Source organism: Sphingobium jiangsuense, from assembly GCF_014196495.1.
Classification (GTDB): domain Bacteria; phylum Pseudomonadota; class Alphaproteobacteria; order Sphingomonadales; family Sphingomonadaceae; genus Sphingobium; species Sphingobium jiangsuense.
In genome coordinates this window covers 119,608-140,398 of the sequence record NZ_JACIDT010000007.1, presented here as the reverse complement: position 1 = coordinate 140,398, position 20,791 = coordinate 119,608, and the positions used below count along the sequence as shown (strand labels likewise).

Sequence of the window (20,791 nt, the reverse complement as noted above, 5' to 3'; positions counted from 1 at the left end):
ATGTCACTTCGTGCCCGGCGGCGCGCCCGGACCGTTGGTGCCTTCCTCCGCCTCGACCGTCAGCGTCTGCTCCGGCAACCAGGCGATAGTGCTCTCGCCATCCAGATAGTGCTGCACGCCGACGCTCCAGCGATAGGTGCCGGGCGGCAGGTCGGAAAGGGTGATCGCGTCGTCGGTCAGGCCGGTTTCGTCCACCAGCGGCGGCGCGCCGGGCCGTTCGGGCCGCAGGCGGAACTGATAATAGCGCGTGCCGCCCGTCTCGGCGCTGGCCCAGCGGAAGCGATAGCCGTCGTCCGCCTTGCCGGAAGAGGCGTTCAGCCCGATCAGCACCCGCCGCATGCCGTAGGTGCGCGGCATGCCCTCCAGCCCGTTGGCGGCCAGCGCGGAAACGCGCACGAACCAGCGGCCATTGTCGACGGACTCGAGCCGGATCTCCGGCTCCTTCGAATAGGCTTCCTGCTCCATTTCCAGGAAGCCCGCATCGCGCGCGATCTGGACATGATAGCCCACGGCCCCCGGCAGCGGCTCCAGCGCGAAGCTCAGCTGCGGGTCGGTCTGCACCCGGCCCGGCCGCAGCAGCGCGGGGGCGGGGAGCAGCGCCTCGGCGGCGACGGCGCCTTGCGGGGAAACGGTGGCGCCGAAAGCCTCGTTGACGGTTTCGGTCGCCTTGCCCGCGCTGACCGCGACCGTCCCCTCTATCACCTCGGTCAGGGAGGGCGCGCCGGCGCCTTCATAGGCGGCGCGGAAGGTGGTGCCGCGCACCGCCGACACGGCGATGGGCGTGCGGATGCGATAGCGCCCGCCGCTTTCGCCGAGCGGCGCGGCCCTGGTTTCGATGCGGCCTTTTTCCAGCAGGAAATTGACGTCGACCATGTCGTTCAGCCGGAAACGGCGGATGGTCATCACCCGCAGGCGCGTCTGTGAGGGCAGGGTGAGGCGCGACCCGTTGGACAGTTGCAGCGTGGCGAAGCTGCCACGGCCGGTTTCGATGACCATGCCGGGGATGACGACCCGATCGACCGCGAGCGGCGTGGTGGCGCCCTTGCCGTCCTCTATGGTGCCCGTCCCCTTGAAGGTGGCGATGCGGGCGGTCAGAGGCAGCGGCGCGAGCAGGTTGGCGGGCAGGATCAGCGTCGTGCCCGGCGTCAGCCTGAGCGGGTCGGCTATCCGGTTCAGGCGCTGCACCGGGCGCCAATGATCCGGCCTCGTCATATATTTCCGCGCGAGATCGTAGAGCGTGTCGCCCTTGCGCACCACATAGCGGACCGCGCCGTCCTCCCCCATATGCGCGGAAACGGGGGCAGGCGCCGCCGTCCTCGCCCCCGCGCCCGACCCTGCGCCCGACCCTGCGGAAGTCCCCTGCGCGGCGGCCGTTCCGGCGAGCAGCGCCGGCACCAGCGCCAGCAGGGCGAACCGCGCGGGCGGCAGGCGCAGCGCGGGGAGGGAGAAACGCGTCACCGGCCGTCCTCGTCGAAGAGCTCCAGCCGATAGCCGTGGCCGAAGATGGTTTGGAGGCGATAGCCGTTTTCCGGCCCCAGCCGCAGCTTGGACCGGATGCGGGAGATATGCATGTCCAGCGTCCGGGTGGGCAGGTCGGGCACGCTGTGCCACAGCGTTTCCAATATATAGGCGCGCGAAAAGGCCCGGTTGGGGCTGCGGAAGAACAGCAGGGCAAGCGCGAACTCGCGGGAGGTCAGCGCGATCTCCTCCTCCCCCAGCAGGACGCTGTTGGTCATCCGGTCGAAGCGGTAGGGGCCGAATTCCTCCGTCCGCGCCTGCGGCTCCGGCTGGGGCGCGGACCGGCGCAGCACCGCGTCGATCCGCGCGAGGATGACGTTGGCCGCGCTCGGCTTGACGATATAATCGTCCGCCCCGCTGTTGAGCGCGCGGGCGATATCCTCATTGTCGGACCGGCCGGTCAGCATGATGATGGGCGGGCAGGGGGAAAGGGTGGCGCGCGCCCACTGGACGATCTCCAGCCCGTCGGTCCCCGGCATGATCCAGTCGATGATCGCCAGGTCGAACGTGTCGCGTTGCAGCGCGTTCATCACCTCCCGCGCGGTGCGGAAGGTGGTGCAGCTGTGCCCCGCTCCGGTCAGTATCGACGACAGATAGCTCCGAACCGCTTCTTCATCATCTGCCACAGCAACGCGCATGCCGACCCTTTTTACAACTGTAAGCACCTGTCTCACGCGGCTGGTCTATGGGCCCCGTTCGCAGGAGTCATGCCGCACCGCCGCGGGGTTTACAACTGTTTACCCCCGAAGACGGGCGAAAGGAGGCTGGGGCTCGCCCAGCCGCCCGGTCACAGCATCCGCCGCAGCACCCCGTCCCGGACCACGAACTGGTGGTAAAGCGCGGCCCCGACATGCAGCAGGATGAGGGGGATGAACAGCTTGCCCATCACCTCATGCCCGGCATGGGCGGCCTCTGCCAGCGGACTGTCCTTCATCACCGGCCATTTGGGAATGTCGAACAGGCCCAACCACTGGAGCGGATAGGGACCGGCAGAGGACATGATCCAGCCGCTCATCGGCACCGCGATGATCATCGCGTAGAACAGCCAGTGCAGCCCGTGGGCCAGCCCGACCTGCCAGCGCGGCATGGCCGCGGGCAGGGGCGGCGCCGGGTGGCTGATGCGCCAGTAGAGGCGAAACAGGCTTAGCGCCAGAATCGTGATGCCGATCGCCTTGTGGATCGGCATGGCGGGGAAGCTGTCGCGGAACGCGTCGTTCCCCAGCCCCAGCACGATCTCGGTGATGATGGCGAGCGCGATGATCCAGTGCAGGGTCCTCGCCACCCCGTTATATTTGAGCACGGCTTGTTCTTGCATATGCTTCCCCCCTTCTCGTTCCGTCTTGCGCCGGGCGGCGGCTCAGCTCCGCCGGGTGCCCGTCATCGCCATCGCGCCGAAGGCACCGGCCTGGATGGTGCCGGTCAGCGTATCGCCCTCGACCACCGCCTCGCATTCCAGCGTCATCGGCATGGGCAGCACCATTTCCATCTTCCATGTCAGGCGGTTGCCGTCCACCCGGCCGTCCTGCACGTCGAGCGAGCCGAGCGTGCCCGCATTGGTGCCGTGGAAGGCGCCGTCCTTGCTGATGACGGTGAACACGCTCTTCTGGTCGCCCATCGGCGTCTTGGTGATGCAGTCATAGGCGCCATCGACAGATGCCATTGTGGTTCTCCCTCTCGTCTTATTGCGTGGCGGCGGCGGTAGCGGCGGGCGGCGGCGCGGCGGCCTCATCCGCGACGACCGTCACCGGCAGGCCCAGATCCTTGAGCTGCGGCAGCACGATCCTGCTGTCGCCCACCACCACCCAGGTCATCTTCGCCGGGTCGATCATGCCGCGCGCGGTCTGATCCAGCTTCTGCGCGGTCTGCGCGCGGTAGCGGTCGGCCAGCGTCTCGACATAGTCGAACGGACGGCCGAGCAGCGCGTCGCGCTGCATCTCGCCCAGCACCGCGCCCGATGTCTCGAAGCTGCCGGGCAGTTCGCGAATGCTGCCGTTGGTGGTGCGGTGCAGTTCCTCCGGCGTCACGCCCTTCGTCGTCAGGAAGGTGGTGATCTGTTCGCGCAGCGCGGCGATGCTGGCGCCGGTCTTGTCCGCCTGCACCGGGGCGCTCAGCAGATAGGCGACGCTTTCCCGGTTGCGGTCGATGCTGCCGCGCACGCCATAGGACCAGCCCTTGGTTTCGCGCAGGTCCATATTGGTGCGGCTGAGGAAATCGCCGCTCATGATGTCGTTGGCGGAAATCAGATCGACCAGATCGTCGCCGCCCTTGCCCTTGAGCACCATGCCGCCGAAGATGAAGGATTGCGGCGATTGCGGCCGGTTGACCAGCACGATGCGCGGCTGGGGCGCGGGTGGCGCCGCGTCGAAATTCTTGCGGCCGGGCATGTCGCGCGTCATCGGCCAGGCGGCGAAGCGGGCCTCCAGCTCCTTCTTCAACTGGTCGAGGTTCATGTCGCCGACCGCGAATATCTCCGCCGTGTCGGCGCGGATCCAGCGGCGGTGGAAGGCGGCGAGATCGTTGCTGGAAAGCGCCTTCACCACATCCGGGTCGCCCGAACCGCTGGCCGCGATGCCATAGGGATGATCCGGGCCGTAGAGGATCGGGATCAGCGCCCGCGCCGCCATGCTGCCGGGCTGGGTCCGCTCCTGCGCGATCTGCGCCAGCTGGGCGGCGCGGACGCGCTCCAGTTCCTTGGCGTCAAAGGCCGGGTTGAGGACGATGTCGGCCAGAAGATCGAGCGACGGGCCGATATTCGGGGTGAGCGCATAAAGGCCGACGACGGTGCGGTCCTGCGACGCCCCGACCGAAATCGACGCACCCAGCCTTTCCTGCTCCTCGGCGATCTGGATGCTGTTGCGGGTCCGGGTTCCTTCCTTCAGCATCGCCAGCATCAGCGCCTGCGTGCCCTGCCGGTCCCTGGGGTCGGCGGCCTTGCCCGCGTCGAAGGAGATTGCGAGGCGCAGCGTCGGCACGGTGTCGCGGCGGGCGAAATGCACCTTGATGCCGTTGGACAGCGTGGCCGTTTCGACCGTGGGGAAATCCACCTCGGGGAAGGTGCCGACTTCGGGCAGTTTGGAGCGATCGACGGCGGCGCTCGGCCGGTGCAATGCGGGCTGCTCGCCTTCATCGAGATAGCGCGCCGGGACGGAAACGATGCCGGATCGCTCCGCCGCCGCCGTGCCCGCGCCCGCTTCCTCATAGGCGTCGCGTTCGCCCGGCACCACCGACAGCGCAAAGACCGGTCGGGTCAGCCATTTGCCCATGGCAGCGCGCACCTTTTCCGGCGTGGCGCTGGCGATCGCGGCCATCTTCTTCTTATAGTCGTCCGGCCTGCCCGAATAGAGCGCGCTTTCGGCCAGCACCGTCGCCTTGCCGGAAAAGCCGCCGACCTGCTCCATGCCGCCGATCCGGCCCGACACGTCGGTCATCGCGACGCGCTTCACCTCATCCTCGGTGGGGCCCTTGGCGACATAGTCGGCGAGGATCTCGTCCAGCCGCTTCGACAGCACCGCCGGATCGACGCCTGGCTTGACGTCCGCCGTCACCTCGAAAAAGCCGAGCTGGGCGAAATCCTGAAGGCTGGCGGTGACGCGCACGGCCAGTTGCTCGTCTTTCACCAATATATTGTCGAGGCGCGAGGAAGCGAGGCCGCCGAGCACGCTCGCCCCCACCGCGAGCGGGGCGTTGTCCGGGTCGTTGAGGCCCGGCACCGTCCACCAGCGATAGAGCCGTGTGGTGGCGACGCGATCCTTCAGCACCTGATCCTTGCGCGCGGCAAGGGTGGGAATGTCCACCTTCACCGACGCGACGGCCTTGCCGCGCGGAATGTCGCCGAAATATTTGGTGACGAGCTTCTTCGCGGTGGGCGCATCGATATCGCCCGCCAGCACGATTATCGCGTTGTTCGGGCCATAATGATCGGTGAACCATTGCTTCACGTCGGCAAGGCTCGCCTTGTCGAGGTCCGCCATGGAGCCGATGGTCGAATGGCCATAGGGATGGTCGGGCGGCAGCAACCCGGCGAGCTGCGCATATTCGACCATGCCATAGGGCTGGTTGTCGCCCTGTCTCTTCTCGTTCTGGACGACGCCGCGCTGGTTATCCAGCTTCTCCTGCGTCACCGCGCCGAGCAGATGGCCCATGCGGTCGCTTTCGAGGAACAGCGCCACTTCCAGCGCGCTGGTCGGCACGGTCTGGAAATAATTGGTGCGGTCGAACCAGGTCGTGCCGTTGAAGTCGGTCGCGCCGACCTGTTGCAGCGGCTCGAAGAAATCGCCCGGCGCATTTTCGGAGCCGTTGAACATCAGATGCTCGAACAGATGGGCAAAGCCGGTCTTGCCGAGCGGCTCATGCTTGGAGCCGACATTGTACCAGACGGAAACCGCGACGATCGGCGCCTTGCGGTCGGTATGGACGATCACGCGCAGACCGTTTTTCAGCGTGAATTCGGAATAGGGAATGTCCACCTTGTCCACCAGCGTCGAGGCCGCGACCTGCGCCATGGCCGGGGCGGGCGGCGTCAGGATGGCGGCGGCGGGCGCGGCGATCAGCGCCAGCGCGGCGGCGGAACGGAGGATGCGGGAGCGGAGACGGGGGGTGGGGCGTCGCATGGAGCTTTATTCTTTCCTTGGTGCCGACAGCGGAATGAGATGGAACATATCAACGCCCGGCTTTACTGCAACCGCAATCCTTTCACGGAGTTGAACGGACGGGCGGCGTATGCGGGCGGGCGTCAGCGCGTGAGCGTCAAGGTTTGGACTGCGCCTTCGCGGCGTCGGAGGCGAGCTGGTCGGCGCGTTCGTTTTCCGGGTGGCCCGCATGGCCCTTCACCCAATGCCATTCGACCCGGTGCGGCCGGGCCGCCTCCACCAGCGCCTGCCAGAGGTCGGCATTCTTCACCGGCTTCCTGTCTGCGGTCTTCCAGCCGTTGCGCTTCCAGCCATGGACCCATTTGGTGATGCCGTCGCGGACATAGTTGCTGTCCGTCGTCAATATCACATGGCAGGGGCGTTTGAGCGCCTTCAACGCGGCGATCGCCCCCATCATCTCCATGCGGTTGTTGGTGGTGTCCGGCTCGCCGCCGGACAGTTCCTTCTCATGCGCGCCGGACCGGATCACCGCGCCCCAGCCGCCGGGGCCGGGATTGCCCTTGCACGCGCCGTCGGTGAAGATCTCGACGGTGGTGAGGGGTTTTTCCGCCGCACCGCTCATAGGCCCAGCAGCGCCTCAGGCGCGGCCTGCGCGCAGAAATCGAGGCGCCGCAGATAGGCGAGCGGATCCTTGCGCGTCACCATCGCGTCGGGCGGCGTGTTGATCCAGTCATAGGCGCGGGTCAGCAGGAAGCGCAGCGCCGCGCCCCGGCAGAGGATCGGGAAGGCCGCGCGCTCCGCCGCGCTCAATCCGTGTGCGTCGGCATAGCCGCGCACCAGCGCCGCCGCGACGTCCGGGCGGTATTCGCTGCCGTCGCTGGAGAAGGACCAGGCGCCATGGGTGATGGCAAGGTCATAGGCGAGGATGTCGGTGCAGCTGAAATAGAAGTCGATGAGGCCGCCCACCTCGTCGCCGCGCATCAGCACATTGTCGGGGAACAGGTCGGCATGGATGACGCCGCGTTCCAGATGCTGCGGCCAGTGCGCGTCGAGGAAGGTCAGCTCCTCCGCCACCCGCCGCCCGAGGCCGGGCTGGATGCCGTCGAAATCCTTTCCGCAGGCCGTCGCCAGATCGTGCCAGCCCGCGAGGTCGAGGCTGTTGCGGCGCGTGCCGGAAAAGTCGCGCGCGGCGATGTGCAACTCGCCCAGCGCGCGGCCGGTCGACGCGGCCTGCGGCGCGGTCGGCTCGGTGACGGAGATGCCGGACAGATACTCGATCAGACAGGCGGGGCGCCCGGCCAGCTGTTGCAGCTTGGCGCCCTGCCGGTCGGAGATGAAGCGCGGCACCTTGCACCCGCGCGCGCCCAGATGGTCGAGCAGGTCCATGAAGAAGGGCAGGTCGGCCTCGTTCACCCGCTTTTCATAGAGGGTGAGGATGAAGCGTTCGCGGCTGCCGTCCTCGCGCTGGGTTTCGAGCAGATAATTGCTGTTCTCGACCCCTTCCGCGATGCCCTTGGCGGAAATCAGCGATCCGGTGTCGTAGCGCGTGAGGAATGCCGCCATCTCCTCGGCGGATACCTGGGTATAGACGGCCATGGGTCAGGCAGCCTCCAGCCCGCGTGGCAGCTTGAAGGCGATGCGTTCCTTGGCGGTTTCCACCTCCCGCTCCCGCACCGTGAAATGGCGGGCGAGCGTGTCGACCACCTCGCGCACCAGCACTTCGGGGGCGGACGCGCCCGCCGTGATGCCGAGCGTGCGCACGCCGTCGAGCCAGCGCAGGTCGATATCCGGCCCGCGCTGGATCAGCGTCGCCTTCGCGCCCTCGCGCTCCGCGCATTCGACGAGGCGGACGGAGTTGGAACTGTTGGGCGCGCCGATCACCAGCACCGCGTCGCATTCATGCGCCATCGCCTTGACGGCGGCCTGCCGGTTGGAGGTCGCATAGCAGATATCCTCGCCGCGCGGGGCGACGATGCCGGGGAAGCGGCGTTCCAGCACCGCGATGATCGCCGAGGTGTCGTCCACCGACAGCGTGGTCTGGGTGAGGAAGGCGAGGTTGCCCGGCTCGACCCCCGGTTCCAGCGCCTCGGCATCCTCCACCGTCTCGATCAGGGTCATGCAGCCTTCGGGCACCTGTCCGAAGGTGCCGATCACCTCCGGGTGGCCGCGATGGCCGATGAAGAGGATATGCCGCCCGGCCTCGACCTGCCGCTCGGCCTGACGGTGGACCTTGGACACCAGCGGGCAGGTGGCGTCGAAAAAGTTGAGGCCGCGCGCCTGCGCCTTGGCGGGCACCGCCTTGGGCACGCCATGGGCGGAGAACACCACCGGCACATCGTCGGGCACCTCGCTCAGCTTCTCGACGAAGACCGCGCCCTTCGCCTTCAGGCTGTCCACCACATATTTGTTGTGGACGATCTCGTGCCGCACATAGACCGGCGCGCCATATTTCTCGATCGCGCGCTCCACGATCACGATGGCGCGGTCCACCCCGGCGCAAAAGCCGCGCGGCGCGGCGATCAGCAGGTCGAGCGGCGGCAGGGCGTCCTGCGCTTCCTTTTTCTGTTCCTCGGCGGTCATGGGTCGAGCCTTTACGGGGAATCGCCGCCGCTGACCAGACGGCATCTGCGCTTTATGCCCGCATCCATGTTGCGCCCGCCCGCGCGGACGGATAAGAAGCCGGATCAATTCTCCAAGGGACTGCCTGTGACCGTATCTCGCTCCTCGATCCTGAAGCTCTCCGCCGTGGCGATGACCATGCTGGCGCTGGCCGGCTGCTCGCGGCAGGGGGAGATTGACCAGACAGGCGGTATCGTCGCGGTGCGCAGTGCCTGCCCCACCGCCGCGATCCCGGCGATGACGGGGGACATCACCCTGTTCAACCCGGCGGGCAGCACCGATGCCGCCGCCATCGACGTGGTGGCGGAAATTACCAATCTGCGCTCCACCTGCTCGGAAGCGGGCGACCAGTTCTATACCGAGGCGACGTTCGACGTGCACGCGACCCGCACCGATGCGAGTGCGGCGCGCGAGGTGACGCTGCCCTATTATTCGACGGTCGTGCGCGGCGGCACGTCGGTCATCGCCAAGCGGATCGGGCAGGTGACGCTTTCCTTCGCGCCGGGCCAGACCCGCGCCAGCGCCAGCGCCAGCGCGGCATCCTATGTGGACCGCGACGCCGCGACCCTGCCGGAGGACATGCTGCGACGCATCCGCGCCAACCGCAAGGCGGGCGATGTGGACGCGGCGACCGATCCCTTCTCCGAACCGGACGTGAGGGCGGCGTTGCAGCGGACCAGCTTCGAGCTGCTGGTCGGGTTCAACCTGACGCAGGACCAGTTCCGCTACAACGCGACTCGGTAAGCCTGCGCGCCCCAGCTTTCCCAGCCCCTCGATGATCGGCCCGCACCGGGCGCATCGAGGGCGGACAACAGGAATGATGTCGTGACCCTTTATGTTCGTTTCGCCGGCCATATGGCGGCGCTTCTCGATGCGATGGAAGCAGCGGGAGACCTGCCCGCGGGCCTCGACCGCAAGGCGGTGACGGTGGAGCCGCCGCGCGACCCTTCCCATGGCGACCTCGCCACCAATGCCGCGATGGTGCTGGCCAAGCCCGCCGGAACCAATCCGCGCGCGCTCGCCGAAAAGATCGCCGCGCGGCTGGAGGCGCTGGATGAGGTGGAGGAGGTGGCGATCGCCGGGCCGGGCTTCATCAACATGCGCCTGACGCCCGCGACCTGGGCGGAGGAGCTGCGCCAGATCGTCGCGCTGGGCGCCGATTACGGCCGTTCCGCCATGGGCCGGGGCGTTTCCGTCAACGTCGAATATGTGTCGGCCAACCCGACTGGCCCGATGCACATGGGCCATTGCCGGGGCGCGGTGGTGGGCGACGCGCTCGCCAGCGTGCTCGAATATGCCGGGCACAAGGTGACGCGCGAATATTATATCAACGATGCGGGCGGGCAGGTCGATGTGCTCGCCCGCTCGGCGCACCTGCGCTATCGCGAGGCACTGGGCGAGGATATCGGCGCGATACCCGAAGGGCTGTATCCGGGCGATTATCTCGTGCCCGTCGGGCAGAAGCTCGCCGCCGAATATGGCGACAAATATGTCGACGCGCCGGAGAGCGAATGGCTGGCGCTGTTCCGCAGGACCGCCGTCGCCGACATGATGGAGATGATCCGCGCCGACCTCGCGCTGCTCGGCATCCATCATGACGTGTTCGCGTCGGAGGCCGAATTGCAGGCGGCGGGCAAGCCTGAAGCCGCCGAGCAATGGCTGCGCGCGCATGATCTGGTCTATGACGGCGTATTGGAGGCGCCCAAGGGCGAGACGCCGGAGGACTGGGAGCCGGTCGAGTTGCCGCTCTTCCGCTCGACCAAATTCGGCGACGACCAGGACCGGCCGATCAGGAAGTCGAACGGCAGCTGGACCTATTTCGGCGCCGACATGGCCTATCATTTCCAGAAGGCGCAGACCGCCGACCAGTTGATCGACATCTGGGGCGCCGACCATGCGGGCACGGTGAAGCGGATCCAGGCCGCGGTCGCCGCGCTGACCGGGGGCAAGGCGCGGTTCGACGTGAAGCTGGTGCAGATGGTGCGCCTGCTGCGCGACGGCGAGCCGGTGAAGATGTCCAAGCGCGCGGGCAATTTCGTCACGCTGGCCGATGTGGTGAAGGAGGTCGGCAAGGATGTGGTGCGCTTCACCATGCTGACCCGCAAGGCCGACGCGCAGATGGATTTCGACTTCGCCAAGGTGGTGGAAGCATCGAAGGACAACCCGGTTTTCTATGTGCAATATGCCCATGCGCGCATCGCTTCGCTGGGCCGGCGGGCGCAGGAGGCCGGAGTCGCGCTGGCGGAAGAGCCCGATCTGTCCCGCCTTGGGACGGAGGAGCTGGCGCTGGTGAAGCTCGCCGCGCAGTTCCCGCGCGTGGTCGAAGGGGCGGCGCAGAATCGCGAACCGCACCGGATTTCCTTCTATCTCGGCGATCTGGCGGCCGCCTTCCATGGCTGGTGGAACATGGGCAATGATGATCCCTCCGCCCGCGTAATCGTGGTTAACGATCCGGAAATCACCTCCGCCAGACTTTTCCTCGCCCGGCAAATCGGGCAGATTATCCGCAACGGGCTTGCGCTGATGGGTGTAGAGGCGCTTTCGGAGATGCAATAATGACCACGGGCAGGAACGATACTCTCGCGCTGGACGATGAGGACCGCCTGCCGTGGCTCGAACCGGCCTATGACGCGGAGGAAAACGACGAGGTTTCGCTCGGCCGGCTGGGTATGCTGGTGCTGGCCGGGCTGCTGTTGATCGGCGTGGTGGTCGGCGGCGTCTGGCTGGTGCGCGGCCATCTGGGCGGCGGGGGCGAGGGGGAGCTGATCAAGGCCCCGGCGGAAGGCTACAAGATCCGCGCCGCCGATGCCGACGCGAAGAAATTCCAGGGCGAGGGCGATGCCAGCTTCGCGACCAGCGAGGGGCTGGATCGCGGCGCGCGGATCGATCCGTCCCGCCTGCCCGAAGCGCCGATCGTCGCCGGTTCGGCGGCCAAGGCCCCGGCGACCGACAAGTCCGCCGCCGCTGCCGCCGCCAAGAAGGTGGAAACCGCCGTCGCGGATCGCACCGGGGAAAGGGCGCAGACGCCTGCAACCGCAGCCTCCCCGCAAATGGCGGGCGGCGCGATCCAGCTCGGCGCCTATGGCAGCGAGGCGCTGGCCAAGGACGCCTGGTCGCGCTTTTCCAAACGGTTCGATTATCTGGCGGCTTTGTCCTACAGCGTGCAGCCGGTGACGGTGGGCGGCGCCAAATTCTATCGCCTGCGCGCCCATGCGGGCAAGGATGCCGGTACGCTGTGCGGCAAGCTGAAGGTGGCGGGCGAGAGCTGCCTCGTGGTCAATTGATCCTTATGTGATGATCCCGGCCTGAATGGTGGGTTGGGTGGAATGTGGACGCTCCCACGGATGTTCTTGCTGTTTGGCTTTGGCGGGAATTGGCCGAAAGCAGAACGAAGCGCCATCTTCATCGCGGGCAGTTCCACCCGGCCCTGAAATGCTTTAGGCAGGGGCCATGAAACCAGTGATATTCGGGTTGGCGGGGGAACGGTTGAGCGCGGACGAGCGCGCCTTTTTCCGCGACAGCGACCCTGCGGGCTATATCCTCTTTCGCCGCAACATCGCCGACCGGGCGCAGTTGCGCGCGCTGACCGACGATCTGCGCGCCTTGCACGGGCGCGATGACCTGCTCGTCATGATCGACCAGGAAGGCGGGCGGGTGGCGCGGATGCGGCCGCCCGAATGGCCCGATTTCCCGGCGATGCAGGTTTTCGATTCGCTCTATGACGTCGCCCCGTCGAGCGCGATCGCCGCCGCCCGCGCCAATGCGCAGGCGATCGCGGTGACGCTGCGCGACTGCGGCATCACCGTCAACGCGCTGCCGCTGCTCGACGTGCGGCAGCCGGGCGCGAGCGACATCATGGGCGACCGCACGCTGGGCGCGGAGCCGATGCGCGTCGCCGCGCTGGGGCGGGCGGTGCTGGAGGGGCTGCGCGCGGGCGGCGTCGTGGGCATCGTCAAGCATATGCCGGGCCATGGCCGGGCGCTGGTGGACAGCCACCATGACCTGCCGACCGTCACCGCCGACGAGGCGGCGCTGGAAACCGACCTCCGCCCGTTCCGCACGCTCGCCGCCGCGCCGATGGGGATGACCGCGCATATCGTCTACACCGCCTGGGATGCGGAGCGCCCCGCCAGCCTTTCCCCCACCGTGATCGGCGAGATCATTCGCGGCCGCATCGGCTTCGACGGCCTGCTGATGTCCGACGATCTCGACATGAAGGCGCTGAAGGGCGACATTCCCTCGCTCGCCGCGGGCGTGGTGGAGGCCGGGTGCGATCTGGCGCTCAACTGCTGGGCGCGGATGGACGAGATGGTCTGCATCGCCGAACGCCTGCCCGACATCAGCGACTTCTCCCGCGCGCGGCTGGACCGGGCGATGGCGACGATCGCGGGGCATGCGGAAGGCGGGGAGGAGGACGGCCTGCTCGAAACCCTGCTCGCCCGGCGCGACGCGCTGCTGGCGGTGATGGCCTGATGAGCGCCGCCGACGACATGGCGGACCTGTTCGAAAGCCGTCGCGCGCCGGATGAGGTGCTGACGGTCTCCTTCGAAAGCTGGGAAGGGCCGCTCGACCTGCTGCTCAACCTCGCCCGGTCGCAGAAGGTGGATCTGCGCGAAATCTCGATCCTCGCGCTGGTCGAGCAATATCTGGAGTTCATCGCGGGCGCGCGGGCGATGAAGCTGGAGCTGGCGGCCGATTATCTGGTGATGGCGGCCTGGCTCGCCTATCTGAAATCCGCGATGCTGCTGCCCAAGGCGGAGCAGGAGGAGCCTTCGCCCGAAGAGCTGGCGCTGCGCCTGCATCTGCGGCTGCAACGGCTGGCGGCGATGCGCGACGCGGGCGCGCGGCTGATGGCGCGCGACCGGCTGGGCCGCGACGTGTTCCCGCGCGGCGCGCCGGAGGGGCTGCGCGTGGACAAGGTCTCGATCTGGCAGGCGAGCCTCTATGACCTCATCGCCGCCTATGGCCAGGTGAAGGCGCGCACCCGCCCCGTGACGCATGTGGTCGCCCGCCGCCCGGTGATGACGCTGGATGAAGCGATCGCGCGGGTGGGGCGGCTGATCGGCACGCGCCTCGACTGGACTCGCCTCGAATCCTTCCTGCCCGAAGGGGTGAGCGGCCCGCTGGGGCGTTCGGCGCTCGCCTCCAGCTTCGTCGCAGTGCTGGAACTGGCGAAACAGGGGCGCGTCGATATCCGGCAGGAAGGGATATTCGAACCGATTTTCCTGCGCAACGCCGCGCCTTCCGGCCATGAGATCGCGTCATGACCGGCGGGGAGGGCGAGCCGGACGACCTGCTGCGCGCGCTGGAGGCGGCGCTGTTCGCCAGCACCGAGCCGCTGACCGTCGCGCAGTTGCGGCAATTGCTGGGCGAGGCGCCGGATATTCCCGCCGGATTGCGCGCGTTGAGCGGCCATTATGCCGGGCGCGGCGTCAATCTGGTCGAGCGGGGCGGGCGCTGGCATTTCCAGACCGCCGCCGACATGGCGCACCTGCTGCGCCGCGACCGGGAGGAGCCGCGCAAACTTTCGCGCGCGGGCATGGAAACGCTCGCCATTATCGCCTATCATGAGCCGGTCAGCCGCGCGGAGATAGAGGCCATTCGCGGCGTGCAGGTGGCGAAGGGCACGCTGGACGTGCTGATGGAGGCGGGCTGGATAAGGCCCGCCGGACGGAAAGAAGTGCCGGGGCGCCCGCTGCTCTATGCGACGACGGCGGAGTTCCTCACCCATTTCGGCCTTTCCAGCCGCCGCGACCTGCCGGGGCTGGAGGATTTGCGCGCCGCGGGCCTGCTCGACCCCGTCGATCTCGCGATGGAAGGGATGCTGGAGCGGACTGTCACGGAATCGTCGCTGGAAAATGATGAGGGGGATGACTAGATTGAGTCATTACCCCAAGGAGATTTGAGAATGGGTTCCTTTTCGCTGATGCACTGGGTGCTGGTGGTGCTCGTCATCGTTCTGCTGTTCGGCGGCGGCCGTATTTCGTCGTTGATGGGCGATGTCGCCAAGGGCATCAAATCGTTCAAGAAAGGCATGGCCGAGGATGACGACGACGTCTCTCCCCCACGACCGGTCAACCGCATCGAAGGGCAGGCGGCGCCCGATCCGTCGGTGACGGCCAGCAAGGAAGAACAGAAGCAGGGCTGAGAAAGGTCCGCGTTGCCGGGTTTGAAACATGTTTGATATCGGTTCCAGCGAGCTGCTGATGATCGTGATCGTCGCGGTCGTGGTCATCGGCCCGAAGGATTTGCCGCGCGCGCTCTACAAGGTCGGGCAGGTCCTCGGCAAGGCGCGGGCGATGTCGCGCCATTTCCGCTCCGGCATCGATGCGATGATTCGCGAAGTCGAGCTTGAGGAAATGGAAAAGAAATGGGCGGCGGAAAACCGCCGGATCATGGAGCAATATCCCAACGCGCCCGCGATAGAGGACGGCAGCGCCGCCTCGCCCGTGGATAGCGCCACCCCGGCAGGTGCGGCTCCGGCCCCGGCCCCGGCCGAGGGAACGGCGGATCCGACACTGCCTGCGCCCGCGACGCCCTCGCCCTCGACAGATGGCTCGATAGCCGGGAAAAGCGCATGAGGGATATCGACGAGACGCAGGCTCCGCTGCTGGAGCATCTGATCGAGTTGCGTTCCCGCCTGCTGAAATGCGTGGTCGCGCTGCTGGCGGGCTTCATCCTCTGCTTCATCTTTTCCGACCAGCTCTTCGGCATCCTCGTCCATCCGCTCAAGGAAGCGTTCGGCGCGGCGGGCGGCAAGCTGGTCTACACCAAGCTCTACGAGGCGTTTTTCGTGCAGGTGAAGGTGGCGCTGTTCGGCTCCTTCTTCCTCAGCTTTCCGATCATCGCCAACCAGCTCTGGGCCTTTGTCGCGCCGGGCCTTTATGCGCAGGAGAAAAAGGCGCTGCTGCCGTTCCTGCTGGCGACGCCCATCCTGTTCCTCGCGGGCGCATCGCTCGCCTATTTCGTGGTGATGCCGACCGCCTTCCACTTCTTCCTGGAGTTTCAGGGGCAGGCGGGCGGCCTGGAGCTGGAGGCGCTGCCGAGCGCCGACGCCTATCTCGGCCTGGTGATGCAGTTCGTGCTGGCGTTCGGCATCAGCTTCCTGTTGCCGGTGCTGCTGATGCTGCTCAACCGGGCGGGGCTGGTCAGCCGGGCGCAACTGGTCGGCATGCGCCGCTATATGATCGTAGCGGCCTTCATCGCGGCGGCGGTGCTGACGCCGCCCGACGTGGTGTCGCAGCTGATGCTCGCCATACCGCTGGTGCTCCTTTACGAACTGGCGCTGATCGGCATCTGGTTCACCGAGCGCAAGCGCAAGTCCGACGAGGATGAGGATGCCGGATCGGTCGTCGTGCGGGACCAAGCGAACTGATCGGCCGGCCGCCGAACTGCCGAACTGCGAACTGGACGCGTGGATAGCATGAGACGGCACAGGGGCGGCGGACCTCCTGTCGGGGAAATCGCGCCGCCCCCGCCGGACCGTCCGGTCCGAGCCGGTATGCTCAACGCTTAATCGGCTGCGTCTTCGATCGCATTGCCCGCGCTCTGGACGTCGCGTCCGGCGCCTTCGACGGTGTTGCACGCGGCCAGGATCAGCGAGGAGCCGAGCAGAAGCGTTGCAATCAGGGTGCGTGTCATAATCCTACCTCTCTCATACAGGGTGAGGTCATAGCGCTTTGACCCTTAGAAAATGATCGGTGGGATTTTTGGTTCCGCCCTTCGCGGGCCCGCAGGGGCAGACTGTCGATTGGCGCCGAAACGATGCGAGCCCGGAACGCGGGTGGGGGGGAAGGCGTTCCGGGCTCTTATGTCGGATAGCGTAGCGGGGGGCAAAGGGTCGCCATCCGCATGAGAGAACGAAGCCCCTATTCATTGGTTCCACCGTTGATCGCAAAAATTTCCGCAAAGGTGAAAAATTTCAAGTTACTGAAAAACAAGGATTAAATTGGAATCGGCCCGCCCTGGGGCGGGGAGCCGTGCTTTTTGCGCGATCAAATCAGCGGGCGGCCGCTGTCGCGATATTCGGGGCGGATGGTGGACTGCGGCAGGGTCTGCCCCGGCAGGTCCGGCGTGGGCTGGGCAGGTTCGGTCCAGCCCGGTCCCGGCTGCGCCGCTGTACCCGCATGGAAATGGGGCATCTGTCCCGGCGCCGCAGGCAGGCCGGGGGAAGGGGGAGTGCCGATCGCCTGTTCCACCTCCGGCATATAGGGCATCGCGACCGGCAGCGCGCCGGGCGATATCGGCTTCCAGACGCGGGGCGGCGGTCCGGCGATCAGTTCCCGCCCGGAATAAGGCATGCGAAAGGCGGCGGGCAGGCCGTTGGCGCCGCGCATCTGGTAGAAGATATGCGCGCCGACCACCGCGACCGGATCGAGCCGGGACGACCATTCGGGGCGGACCGCCAGCGTGTGATAGAAGGTGGCGACACCCACCGGCGCGAACACCTGGCCGGACAGGGCGATCTCCGCCACCCGGCGCGCCCTTGCCCATTTGTCGGCGACCGGCGGGCGGGCCATCGCCCCGTCGCAGCTGAAGGTGAACTGGCAGAGCAGGTCGGTGCGCTCCGCCCCCTGATAGACGACGCCGCAGACGCTCTTGGGCCAGGCGGGGTGGCGCACCCGGTTGAGCACGACCTGCGCGACCGCGCGCTGCCCCTCGTCCGGCTCGTTCGCCGCCTCATAATAGATGGCGGAGGTGAGGCAATTGAGCGCGCGATAGCGGTCCAGCGGGGTGACGCCTGCATAGGGCAGGGAAAGCGCCGCATCGACCCGCCGCAGCGCCCAGATATGCCGCGTGTCCCCGGCGGTGGAGGCCGCCGGGTCCGGCTCGAACGCCTTTTCCGCGAAGAAGAAGGCGGATCCGGTGAAGGTTTCGCGCGGATTTTCGATCGGGTTGGGACGGGGGTCGGGCTTGCGCGCCAGCAGATCCAGCGAGGTGTAGGACGCGCCCTTGAGGCCGCCCGCGCCGAGCAGCGCGAACAGCATCGCCGCGCCCGCCAGCGTGCGGACGGACCTGCCCCTCCGCCGTCCGGGCGGGGGCGCTGCCGGTCCGGCATTGGCGGGCCGGGCGGCAAAGGGAAGGGAATCGGCTTTGCGCATAAGGGTGCCTTGTGCCTTCCCATATAGCATTTGCCTTCGTAATTCTTCCTTAATGTGGCGCGCGGCGGCGCTTGCGGGCGGCAAACCCAGCTTTGGGCGCCCTCATTTTCCCTTGCTTGGCAGCCATCAGGGGCTAGGCTAAGGAATGACCATGATCGTGTCTCAAGATAGTCTGTCGCTTATCGGCAATACCCCGCTGGTCCGCCTGGAAGGACCGTCTCAGGAAAGTGGCTGCGAGATTTTCGCCAAGTGCGAATTCGCCAATCCCGGCGCCTCGGTGAAGGACCGCGCGGCGCTGTTCATCGTGCGCGATGCCGAGGAGCGCGGCCTGCTGAAACCCGGCGGCACGATCGTCGAGGGCACGGCGGGCAATACCGGCATCGGGCTGGCGCTGGTCGCCAATGCGCGCGGCTATCGCACCGTCATCGTGATGCCGGAAACGCAGAGCCGCGAGAAGATGGACACGCTGCGCGCGCTGGGGGCGGAACTGGTGCTGGTGCCCGCCGCGCCCTATTCCAACCCCGGCCATTTCGTGCATACCTCCCGCCGCATCGCCGAGGAGACGGAGGGCGCGATCTGGGCGAACCAGTTCGACAATATCGCCAACCGCAAGGCGCATATCGTCGGTACCGCCGAGGAAATCTGGACGCAGATGGACGGTCGCGTCGACGGCTTCATCTGCGCGGCGGGCACCGGCGGCACGGTCGCGGGCGTGGGCCTCGGCCTCAAGGCGAAGGACGAGGGCGTCACCATCGGCCTGGCCGACCCCTATGGCGCGGCGCTGTACAATTACTATGCCCATGGCGAGTTGAAGGCGGAAGGGAGCTCGGTCGCCGAAGGCATCGGCCAGGGACGCATCACCGGCAATCTGGAAGGCGCGCCGATCGACACGCAATTCCGCATTTCCGACGAGGAAGGGCTCTACTGGGTCCGCCGCCTGCTGGCCGAAGAGGGGCTGTGCCTCGGCCTGTCGAGCGGCATCAACGTCGCGGGCGCGGTGGCGCTGGCGAGGGAGCTTGGGCCGGGCAAGCGCATCGCCACCATATTGTGCGACACCGGCTTCCGTTATCTTTCGACCCTCTACAATCGCGAGTGGCTCGAATCGAAGGGCTTGACGATCTTCCCCTGGCTCATGCAAAAAGAGGAGGCATAGGGGCTTTTCAGGAGCAGCCCGACCGGTTGCCCTGCCCTCGATCGGGTGAATATGCAAAAGCTGGTGCAGCGCAAGGAAGGAATGCAGCGTATCCGGGTCGGCCTCAGCGGGCTGGCCGGGGTGGTGCTGTTGGTCGGTCTTGCCAATATCGTCGTCGACAATGCGCGCAAGAAGGACGGCAGCGTGCAGGTGATGGCGTCGGACAGCACCTCCAATCTCTCAGGTCCGGTCAATGGCGCGGCCAAGCCGAACGAACCGCTCGCCGAACTGGGCGTGACGCCCAGCGCCGATGGCGGCATCGTGGCGGATTTGCAGCCCGACCCCAATCTGAAAGAGCCGATGGACCGGCCTCCGCCGGTCACCCAGACGGTTCCGCCCGCGCAGCGGAACCCGCAATAATCTCTTCCTTTCGATGACCGGTCGCGGCCGCGTTCCCCGTGCCTTTCCGGCGGCGCTGGCGGTGTTCGCCCTTGCGCTGTGCGCGCTCTGTTCCGCTTTCCTGCCGCTGGCGATGCCGATGGGGTTCGCCGCCGGCGGCGTGCTGGAAACCGGACAGGTCGAGCCGGGACGCTGGTGGGCGGGGGCGGCGGCCGCGCTGCTCGCCTTCCTGCTGCTGTCCTGGCGCTGGAACCGGCGCGTGCGCCTGTGCTGGCTCGCGGCACTCGCGGGCGCGCTCATCAGCGGGGTGATGTCGCTGGTGGGCGGCGCGGAGAGCGCGCGCCCGGTGCAGGGCCTGCCCGCCGCGCCGGGCGCGCCGACGGTCGGCGTCCTGAGCGCGCTGCCGCTGTTCTGGCCTGAGGGTGCGGGCCCCGCGGAGATGCTGGGCGAGGGCGCGCGGGCGCCGCTGCCGGTGACGCGCCATGCGGTGCGGGCGATCGACCATGCCGATGCGGCGGCGCTGCACGGGGTCGATGCGCTGCTGGTCGCCCAGCCGCGCCTGCTCCAGCCGATGGAACTGGTGTCGCTCGACCGGTGGGTCAGGCAGGGCGGGCGGATGGTGGTGCTGGCCGATCCGCTGCTGCTCTGGCCCAGTGAACTGCCGCCCGCCGACCCGCGCCGCCCGCCGCTGACGAGCCTGCTCGATCCGCTGCTCGCCCATTGGGGGCTGCGGCTGGAGGCCGCCGATGCGTCGCGGGACGGGGTGGAGCGCCGCATGCTGGGCACCGGGCATGCGCTGATGCTGGCGGGCGCTTCCCGCTTTTCCCTGACGGGCGCGGGGGAGGGGGCGTCCTGCACCCTTGCAGAGGAAGATCTGATGGCGCTGTGCCGGATCGGGCGGGGCGCGGTCCGCCTCATTGCCGACGCGGACCTGCTCGACGAGCGGCTGTGGCTGGCCGACCGGCGCTGGCCGGACCGGCGGGAGGCATGGTCCGCCGACATTCCCGACCTGCTCGACGCCTGGCTGTCCGCGCCATTGCGCGGCCCCGCCCGCGAAGCGCCGCGCCGGGTGCGGGACGAGGCTGCGCTGCTGTCCGGCATGCGCCGCGCGCTGCTGGCCCTGCTGGTCTGGGTGGGGCTGGGATGGGCCGGTCAAAACTGGATTTCGCGCCGGTCCGGGGCGGGAAAAGCGGCGCGCGCGCAGGACAAAGCGGGAACGGCGTCAGCAGCCCCGAAATCCGAAGGAAAGGAAAACCCATGAAAACCATGTAAAACCATCCATTTCCCAGCTTTTCCCAAATTTTCCCCTTTTCACCCAGTCAATCCCTTGGTACTCCCATGACCTGAGGGGCACGTGAAAGCTCTATTGATTCCGGCCTTGGGATGGCGTTCCCCAATGCGCTTGTCCGGGCGGTGTCATGTGAACTGGATCG

22 protein-coding genes are annotated in these 20,791 nt (G+C 67.4%); 12 read left to right on the top strand and 10 right to left on the bottom strand.

Annotated elements, in window-relative coordinates:
* Positions 1-3 precede the first annotated feature (3 nt).
* The 8 genes from GGR43_RS11485 to ispH form a co-directional block, all read right to left on the bottom strand.
* Positions 4-1,458, bottom strand: coding sequence for a FecR family protein (locus GGR43_RS11485; RefSeq protein WP_188072099.1), 1,455 nt, complete (start codon positions 1,456-1,458; stop codon positions 4-6).
* Entirely contained in the window at positions 1,455-2,156 is a 702-nt protein-coding gene (locus GGR43_RS11480; RefSeq protein WP_188072098.1) for a response regulator transcription factor, read from the bottom strand. Before GGR43_RS11480 ends, GGR43_RS11485 begins: the two co-directional genes overlap by 4 nt.
* 149 nt (positions 2,157-2,305) lie before the next feature.
* A complete protein-coding gene (locus GGR43_RS11475; protein WP_188072097.1) occupies positions 2,306-2,833 on the bottom strand; it encodes a cytochrome b in 528 nt (175 codons plus the stop codon).
* A gap of 42 nt (positions 2,834-2,875) precedes the next feature.
* A complete protein-coding gene (locus tag GGR43_RS11470; protein WP_188072096.1) occupies positions 2,876-3,178 on the bottom strand; it encodes a hypothetical protein in 303 nt (100 codons plus the stop codon).
* A gap of 19 nt (positions 3,179-3,197) precedes the next feature.
* The gene (locus tag GGR43_RS11465; RefSeq protein WP_188072095.1) at positions 3,198-6,128 is read right to left on the bottom strand and encodes a M16 family metallopeptidase; all 2,931 of its coding nucleotides are present in this window, start codon (positions 6,126-6,128) and stop codon (positions 3,198-3,200) included.
* Positions 6,129-6,264: 136 nt separating this feature from the next.
* The gene (rnhA, locus tag GGR43_RS11460) at positions 6,265-6,729 is read right to left on the bottom strand and encodes a ribonuclease HI (RefSeq protein ID WP_188072094.1); all 465 of its coding nucleotides are present in this window, start codon (positions 6,727-6,729) and stop codon (positions 6,265-6,267) included.
* Positions 6,726-7,703, bottom strand: a complete 978-nt coding sequence (thrB, locus tag GGR43_RS11455) for a homoserine kinase (protein WP_188072093.1) — start codon at positions 7,701-7,703, stop codon at positions 6,726-6,728. The genes rnhA and thrB overlap by 4 nt, the downstream gene beginning before the upstream one ends.
* A 3-nt stretch (positions 7,704-7,706) precedes the next feature.
* On the bottom strand, positions 7,707-8,687 hold the full coding sequence (gene ispH / locus GGR43_RS11450) for a 4-hydroxy-3-methylbut-2-enyl diphosphate reductase (protein ID WP_188072092.1): 981 nt from the start codon (positions 8,685-8,687) through the stop codon (positions 7,707-7,709).
* Between the two features lie 171 nt (positions 8,688-8,858).
* Here ispH and GGR43_RS11445 point away from each other — a divergent pair, with 171 nt between their 5' ends.
* The 9 genes from GGR43_RS11445 (at position 8,859) to tatC (ending at position 16,101) form a co-directional block, all read left to right on the top strand.
* Complete coding sequence (locus GGR43_RS11445) at positions 8,859-9,470, top strand: hypothetical protein (protein WP_188072192.1); 612 nt, start codon at positions 8,859-8,861, stop codon at positions 9,468-9,470.
* Between the two features lie 81 nt (positions 9,471-9,551).
* A complete protein-coding gene (gene argS, locus GGR43_RS11440) occupies positions 9,552-11,282 on the top strand; it encodes an arginine--tRNA ligase (protein ID WP_188072091.1) in 1,731 nt (576 codons plus the stop codon).
* Positions 11,282-12,010 carry an SPOR domain-containing protein gene (locus GGR43_RS11435; protein ID WP_188072090.1) on the top strand — a complete coding sequence of 243 codons (729 nt, stop codon included), beginning with the start codon at positions 11,282-11,284 and terminating at the stop codon, positions 12,008-12,010. The genes argS and GGR43_RS11435 overlap by 1 nt, the downstream gene beginning before the upstream one ends.
* Before the next feature lie 166 nt (positions 12,011-12,176).
* On the top strand, positions 12,177-13,199 hold the full coding sequence (nagZ, locus tag GGR43_RS11430; protein WP_188072089.1) for a beta-N-acetylhexosaminidase: 1,023 nt from the start codon (positions 12,177-12,179) through the stop codon (positions 13,197-13,199).
* A gap of 17 nt (positions 13,200-13,216) precedes the next feature.
* Positions 13,217-13,993, top strand: coding sequence for a segregation and condensation protein A (locus GGR43_RS11425; protein WP_188072191.1), 777 nt, complete (start codon positions 13,217-13,219; stop codon positions 13,991-13,993).
* Positions 13,990-14,604 (top strand): SMC-Scp complex subunit ScpB, encoded by a 615-nt coding sequence (scpB, locus tag GGR43_RS11420; protein ID WP_188072088.1) that lies wholly within the window; start codon positions 13,990-13,992, stop codon positions 14,602-14,604. The genes GGR43_RS11425 and scpB overlap by 4 nt, the downstream gene beginning before the upstream one ends.
* A 30-nt stretch (positions 14,605-14,634) precedes the next feature.
* Positions 14,635-14,874, top strand: coding sequence for a twin-arginine translocase TatA/TatE family subunit (locus GGR43_RS11415; RefSeq protein WP_188072087.1), 240 nt, complete (start codon positions 14,635-14,637; stop codon positions 14,872-14,874).
* Between the two features lie 28 nt (positions 14,875-14,902).
* The gene (tatB, locus tag GGR43_RS11410; protein ID WP_188072086.1) at positions 14,903-15,307 is read left to right on the top strand and encodes a Sec-independent protein translocase protein TatB; all 405 of its coding nucleotides are present in this window, start codon (positions 14,903-14,905) and stop codon (positions 15,305-15,307) included.
* A complete protein-coding gene (gene tatC, locus GGR43_RS11405) occupies positions 15,304-16,101 on the top strand; it encodes a twin-arginine translocase subunit TatC (RefSeq protein WP_188072085.1) in 798 nt (265 codons plus the stop codon). Before tatB ends, tatC begins: the two co-directional genes overlap by 4 nt.
* A 137-nt stretch (positions 16,102-16,238) precedes the next feature.
* Here the strand turns inward: tatC and GGR43_RS11400 are convergent, their stop codons facing one another.
* Together GGR43_RS11400 and GGR43_RS11395 are read right to left on the bottom strand one after the other, a co-directional pair.
* The gene (locus GGR43_RS11400) at positions 16,239-16,367 is read right to left on the bottom strand and encodes an entericidin A/B family lipoprotein (RefSeq protein WP_188072084.1); all 129 of its coding nucleotides are present in this window, start codon (positions 16,365-16,367) and stop codon (positions 16,239-16,241) included.
* Between the two features lie 353 nt (positions 16,368-16,720).
* On the bottom strand, positions 16,721-17,827 hold the full coding sequence (locus GGR43_RS11395) for a cell wall hydrolase (protein WP_246343627.1): 1,107 nt from the start codon (positions 17,825-17,827) through the stop codon (positions 16,721-16,723).
* Between the two features lie 151 nt (positions 17,828-17,978).
* Between GGR43_RS11395 and GGR43_RS11390 the strand changes: the two genes are divergently transcribed.
* From GGR43_RS11390 to GGR43_RS11380, 3 genes are all read left to right on the top strand, one after another.
* Positions 17,979-18,980 (top strand): cysteine synthase A, encoded by a 1,002-nt coding sequence (locus GGR43_RS11390; protein WP_188072083.1) that lies wholly within the window; start codon positions 17,979-17,981, stop codon positions 18,978-18,980.
* Positions 18,981-19,061: 81 nt separating this feature from the next.
* The gene (locus GGR43_RS11385; protein ID WP_246343625.1) at positions 19,062-19,379 is read left to right on the top strand and encodes a hypothetical protein; all 318 of its coding nucleotides are present in this window, start codon (positions 19,062-19,064) and stop codon (positions 19,377-19,379) included.
* Positions 19,380-19,392: 13 nt separating this feature from the next.
* Entirely contained in the window at positions 19,393-20,619 is a 1,227-nt protein-coding gene (locus tag GGR43_RS11380; protein ID WP_188072081.1) for a Gldg family protein, read from the top strand.
* Positions 20,620-20,791 lie beyond the last annotated feature (172 nt).

Bases quoted from the DNA above. Each gene is read 5' to 3' on its own strand.
- scpB (WP_188072088.1), top strand. From the start codon at position 13,990: ATGACCGGCGGGGAGGGCGAGCCGGACGACCTGCTGCGCGCGCTGGAG.
- tatB (WP_188072086.1), top strand. From the start codon at position 14,903: ATGTTTGATATCGGTTCCAGCGAGCTGCTGATGATCGTGATCGTCGCG.
- GGR43_RS11385 (WP_246343625.1), top strand. From the start codon at position 19,062: ATGCAGCGTATCCGGGTCGGCCTCAGCGGGCTGGCCGGGGTGGTGCTG.
- GGR43_RS11380 (WP_188072081.1), top strand. From the start codon at position 19,393: ATGACCGGTCGCGGCCGCGTTCCCCGTGCCTTTCCGGCGGCGCTGGCG.
- rnhA (WP_188072094.1), bottom strand. From the start codon at position 6,729: ATGAGCGGTGCGGCGGAAAAACCCCTCACCACCGTCGAGATCTTCACC.
- GGR43_RS11435 (WP_188072090.1), top strand. From the start codon at position 11,282: ATGACCACGGGCAGGAACGATACTCTCGCGCTGGACGATGAGGACCGC.
- GGR43_RS11395 (WP_246343627.1), bottom strand. From the start codon at position 17,827: ATGCGCAAAGCCGATTCCCTTCCCTTTGCCGCCCGGCCCGCCAATGCC.
- nagZ (WP_188072089.1), top strand. From the start codon at position 12,177: ATGAAACCAGTGATATTCGGGTTGGCGGGGGAACGGTTGAGCGCGGAC.
- GGR43_RS11445 (WP_188072192.1), top strand. From the start codon at position 8,859: ATGACCATGCTGGCGCTGGCCGGCTGCTCGCGGCAGGGGGAGATTGAC.
- ispH (WP_188072092.1), bottom strand. From the start codon at position 8,687: ATGACCGCCGAGGAACAGAAAAAGGAAGCGCAGGACGCCCTGCCGCCG.
- GGR43_RS11390 (WP_188072083.1), top strand. From the start codon at position 17,979: ATGATCGTGTCTCAAGATAGTCTGTCGCTTATCGGCAATACCCCGCTG.
- tatC (WP_188072085.1), top strand. From the start codon at position 15,304: ATGAGGGATATCGACGAGACGCAGGCTCCGCTGCTGGAGCATCTGATC.
- GGR43_RS11480 (WP_188072098.1), bottom strand. From the start codon at position 2,156: ATGCGCGTTGCTGTGGCAGATGATGAAGAAGCGGTTCGGAGCTATCTG.
- GGR43_RS11400 (WP_188072084.1), bottom strand. From the start codon at position 16,367: ATGACACGCACCCTGATTGCAACGCTTCTGCTCGGCTCCTCGCTGATC.
- GGR43_RS11470 (WP_188072096.1), bottom strand. From the start codon at position 3,178: ATGGCATCTGTCGATGGCGCCTATGACTGCATCACCAAGACGCCGATG.
- GGR43_RS11415 (WP_188072087.1), top strand. From the start codon at position 14,635: ATGGGTTCCTTTTCGCTGATGCACTGGGTGCTGGTGGTGCTCGTCATC.
- GGR43_RS11475 (WP_188072097.1), bottom strand. From the start codon at position 2,833: ATGCAAGAACAAGCCGTGCTCAAATATAACGGGGTGGCGAGGACCCTG.
- thrB (WP_188072093.1), bottom strand. From the start codon at position 7,703: ATGGCCGTCTATACCCAGGTATCCGCCGAGGAGATGGCGGCATTCCTC.
- GGR43_RS11465 (WP_188072095.1), bottom strand. From the start codon at position 6,128: ATGCGACGCCCCACCCCCCGTCTCCGCTCCCGCATCCTCCGTTCCGCC.
- GGR43_RS11425 (WP_188072191.1), top strand. From the start codon at position 13,217: ATGGCGGACCTGTTCGAAAGCCGTCGCGCGCCGGATGAGGTGCTGACG.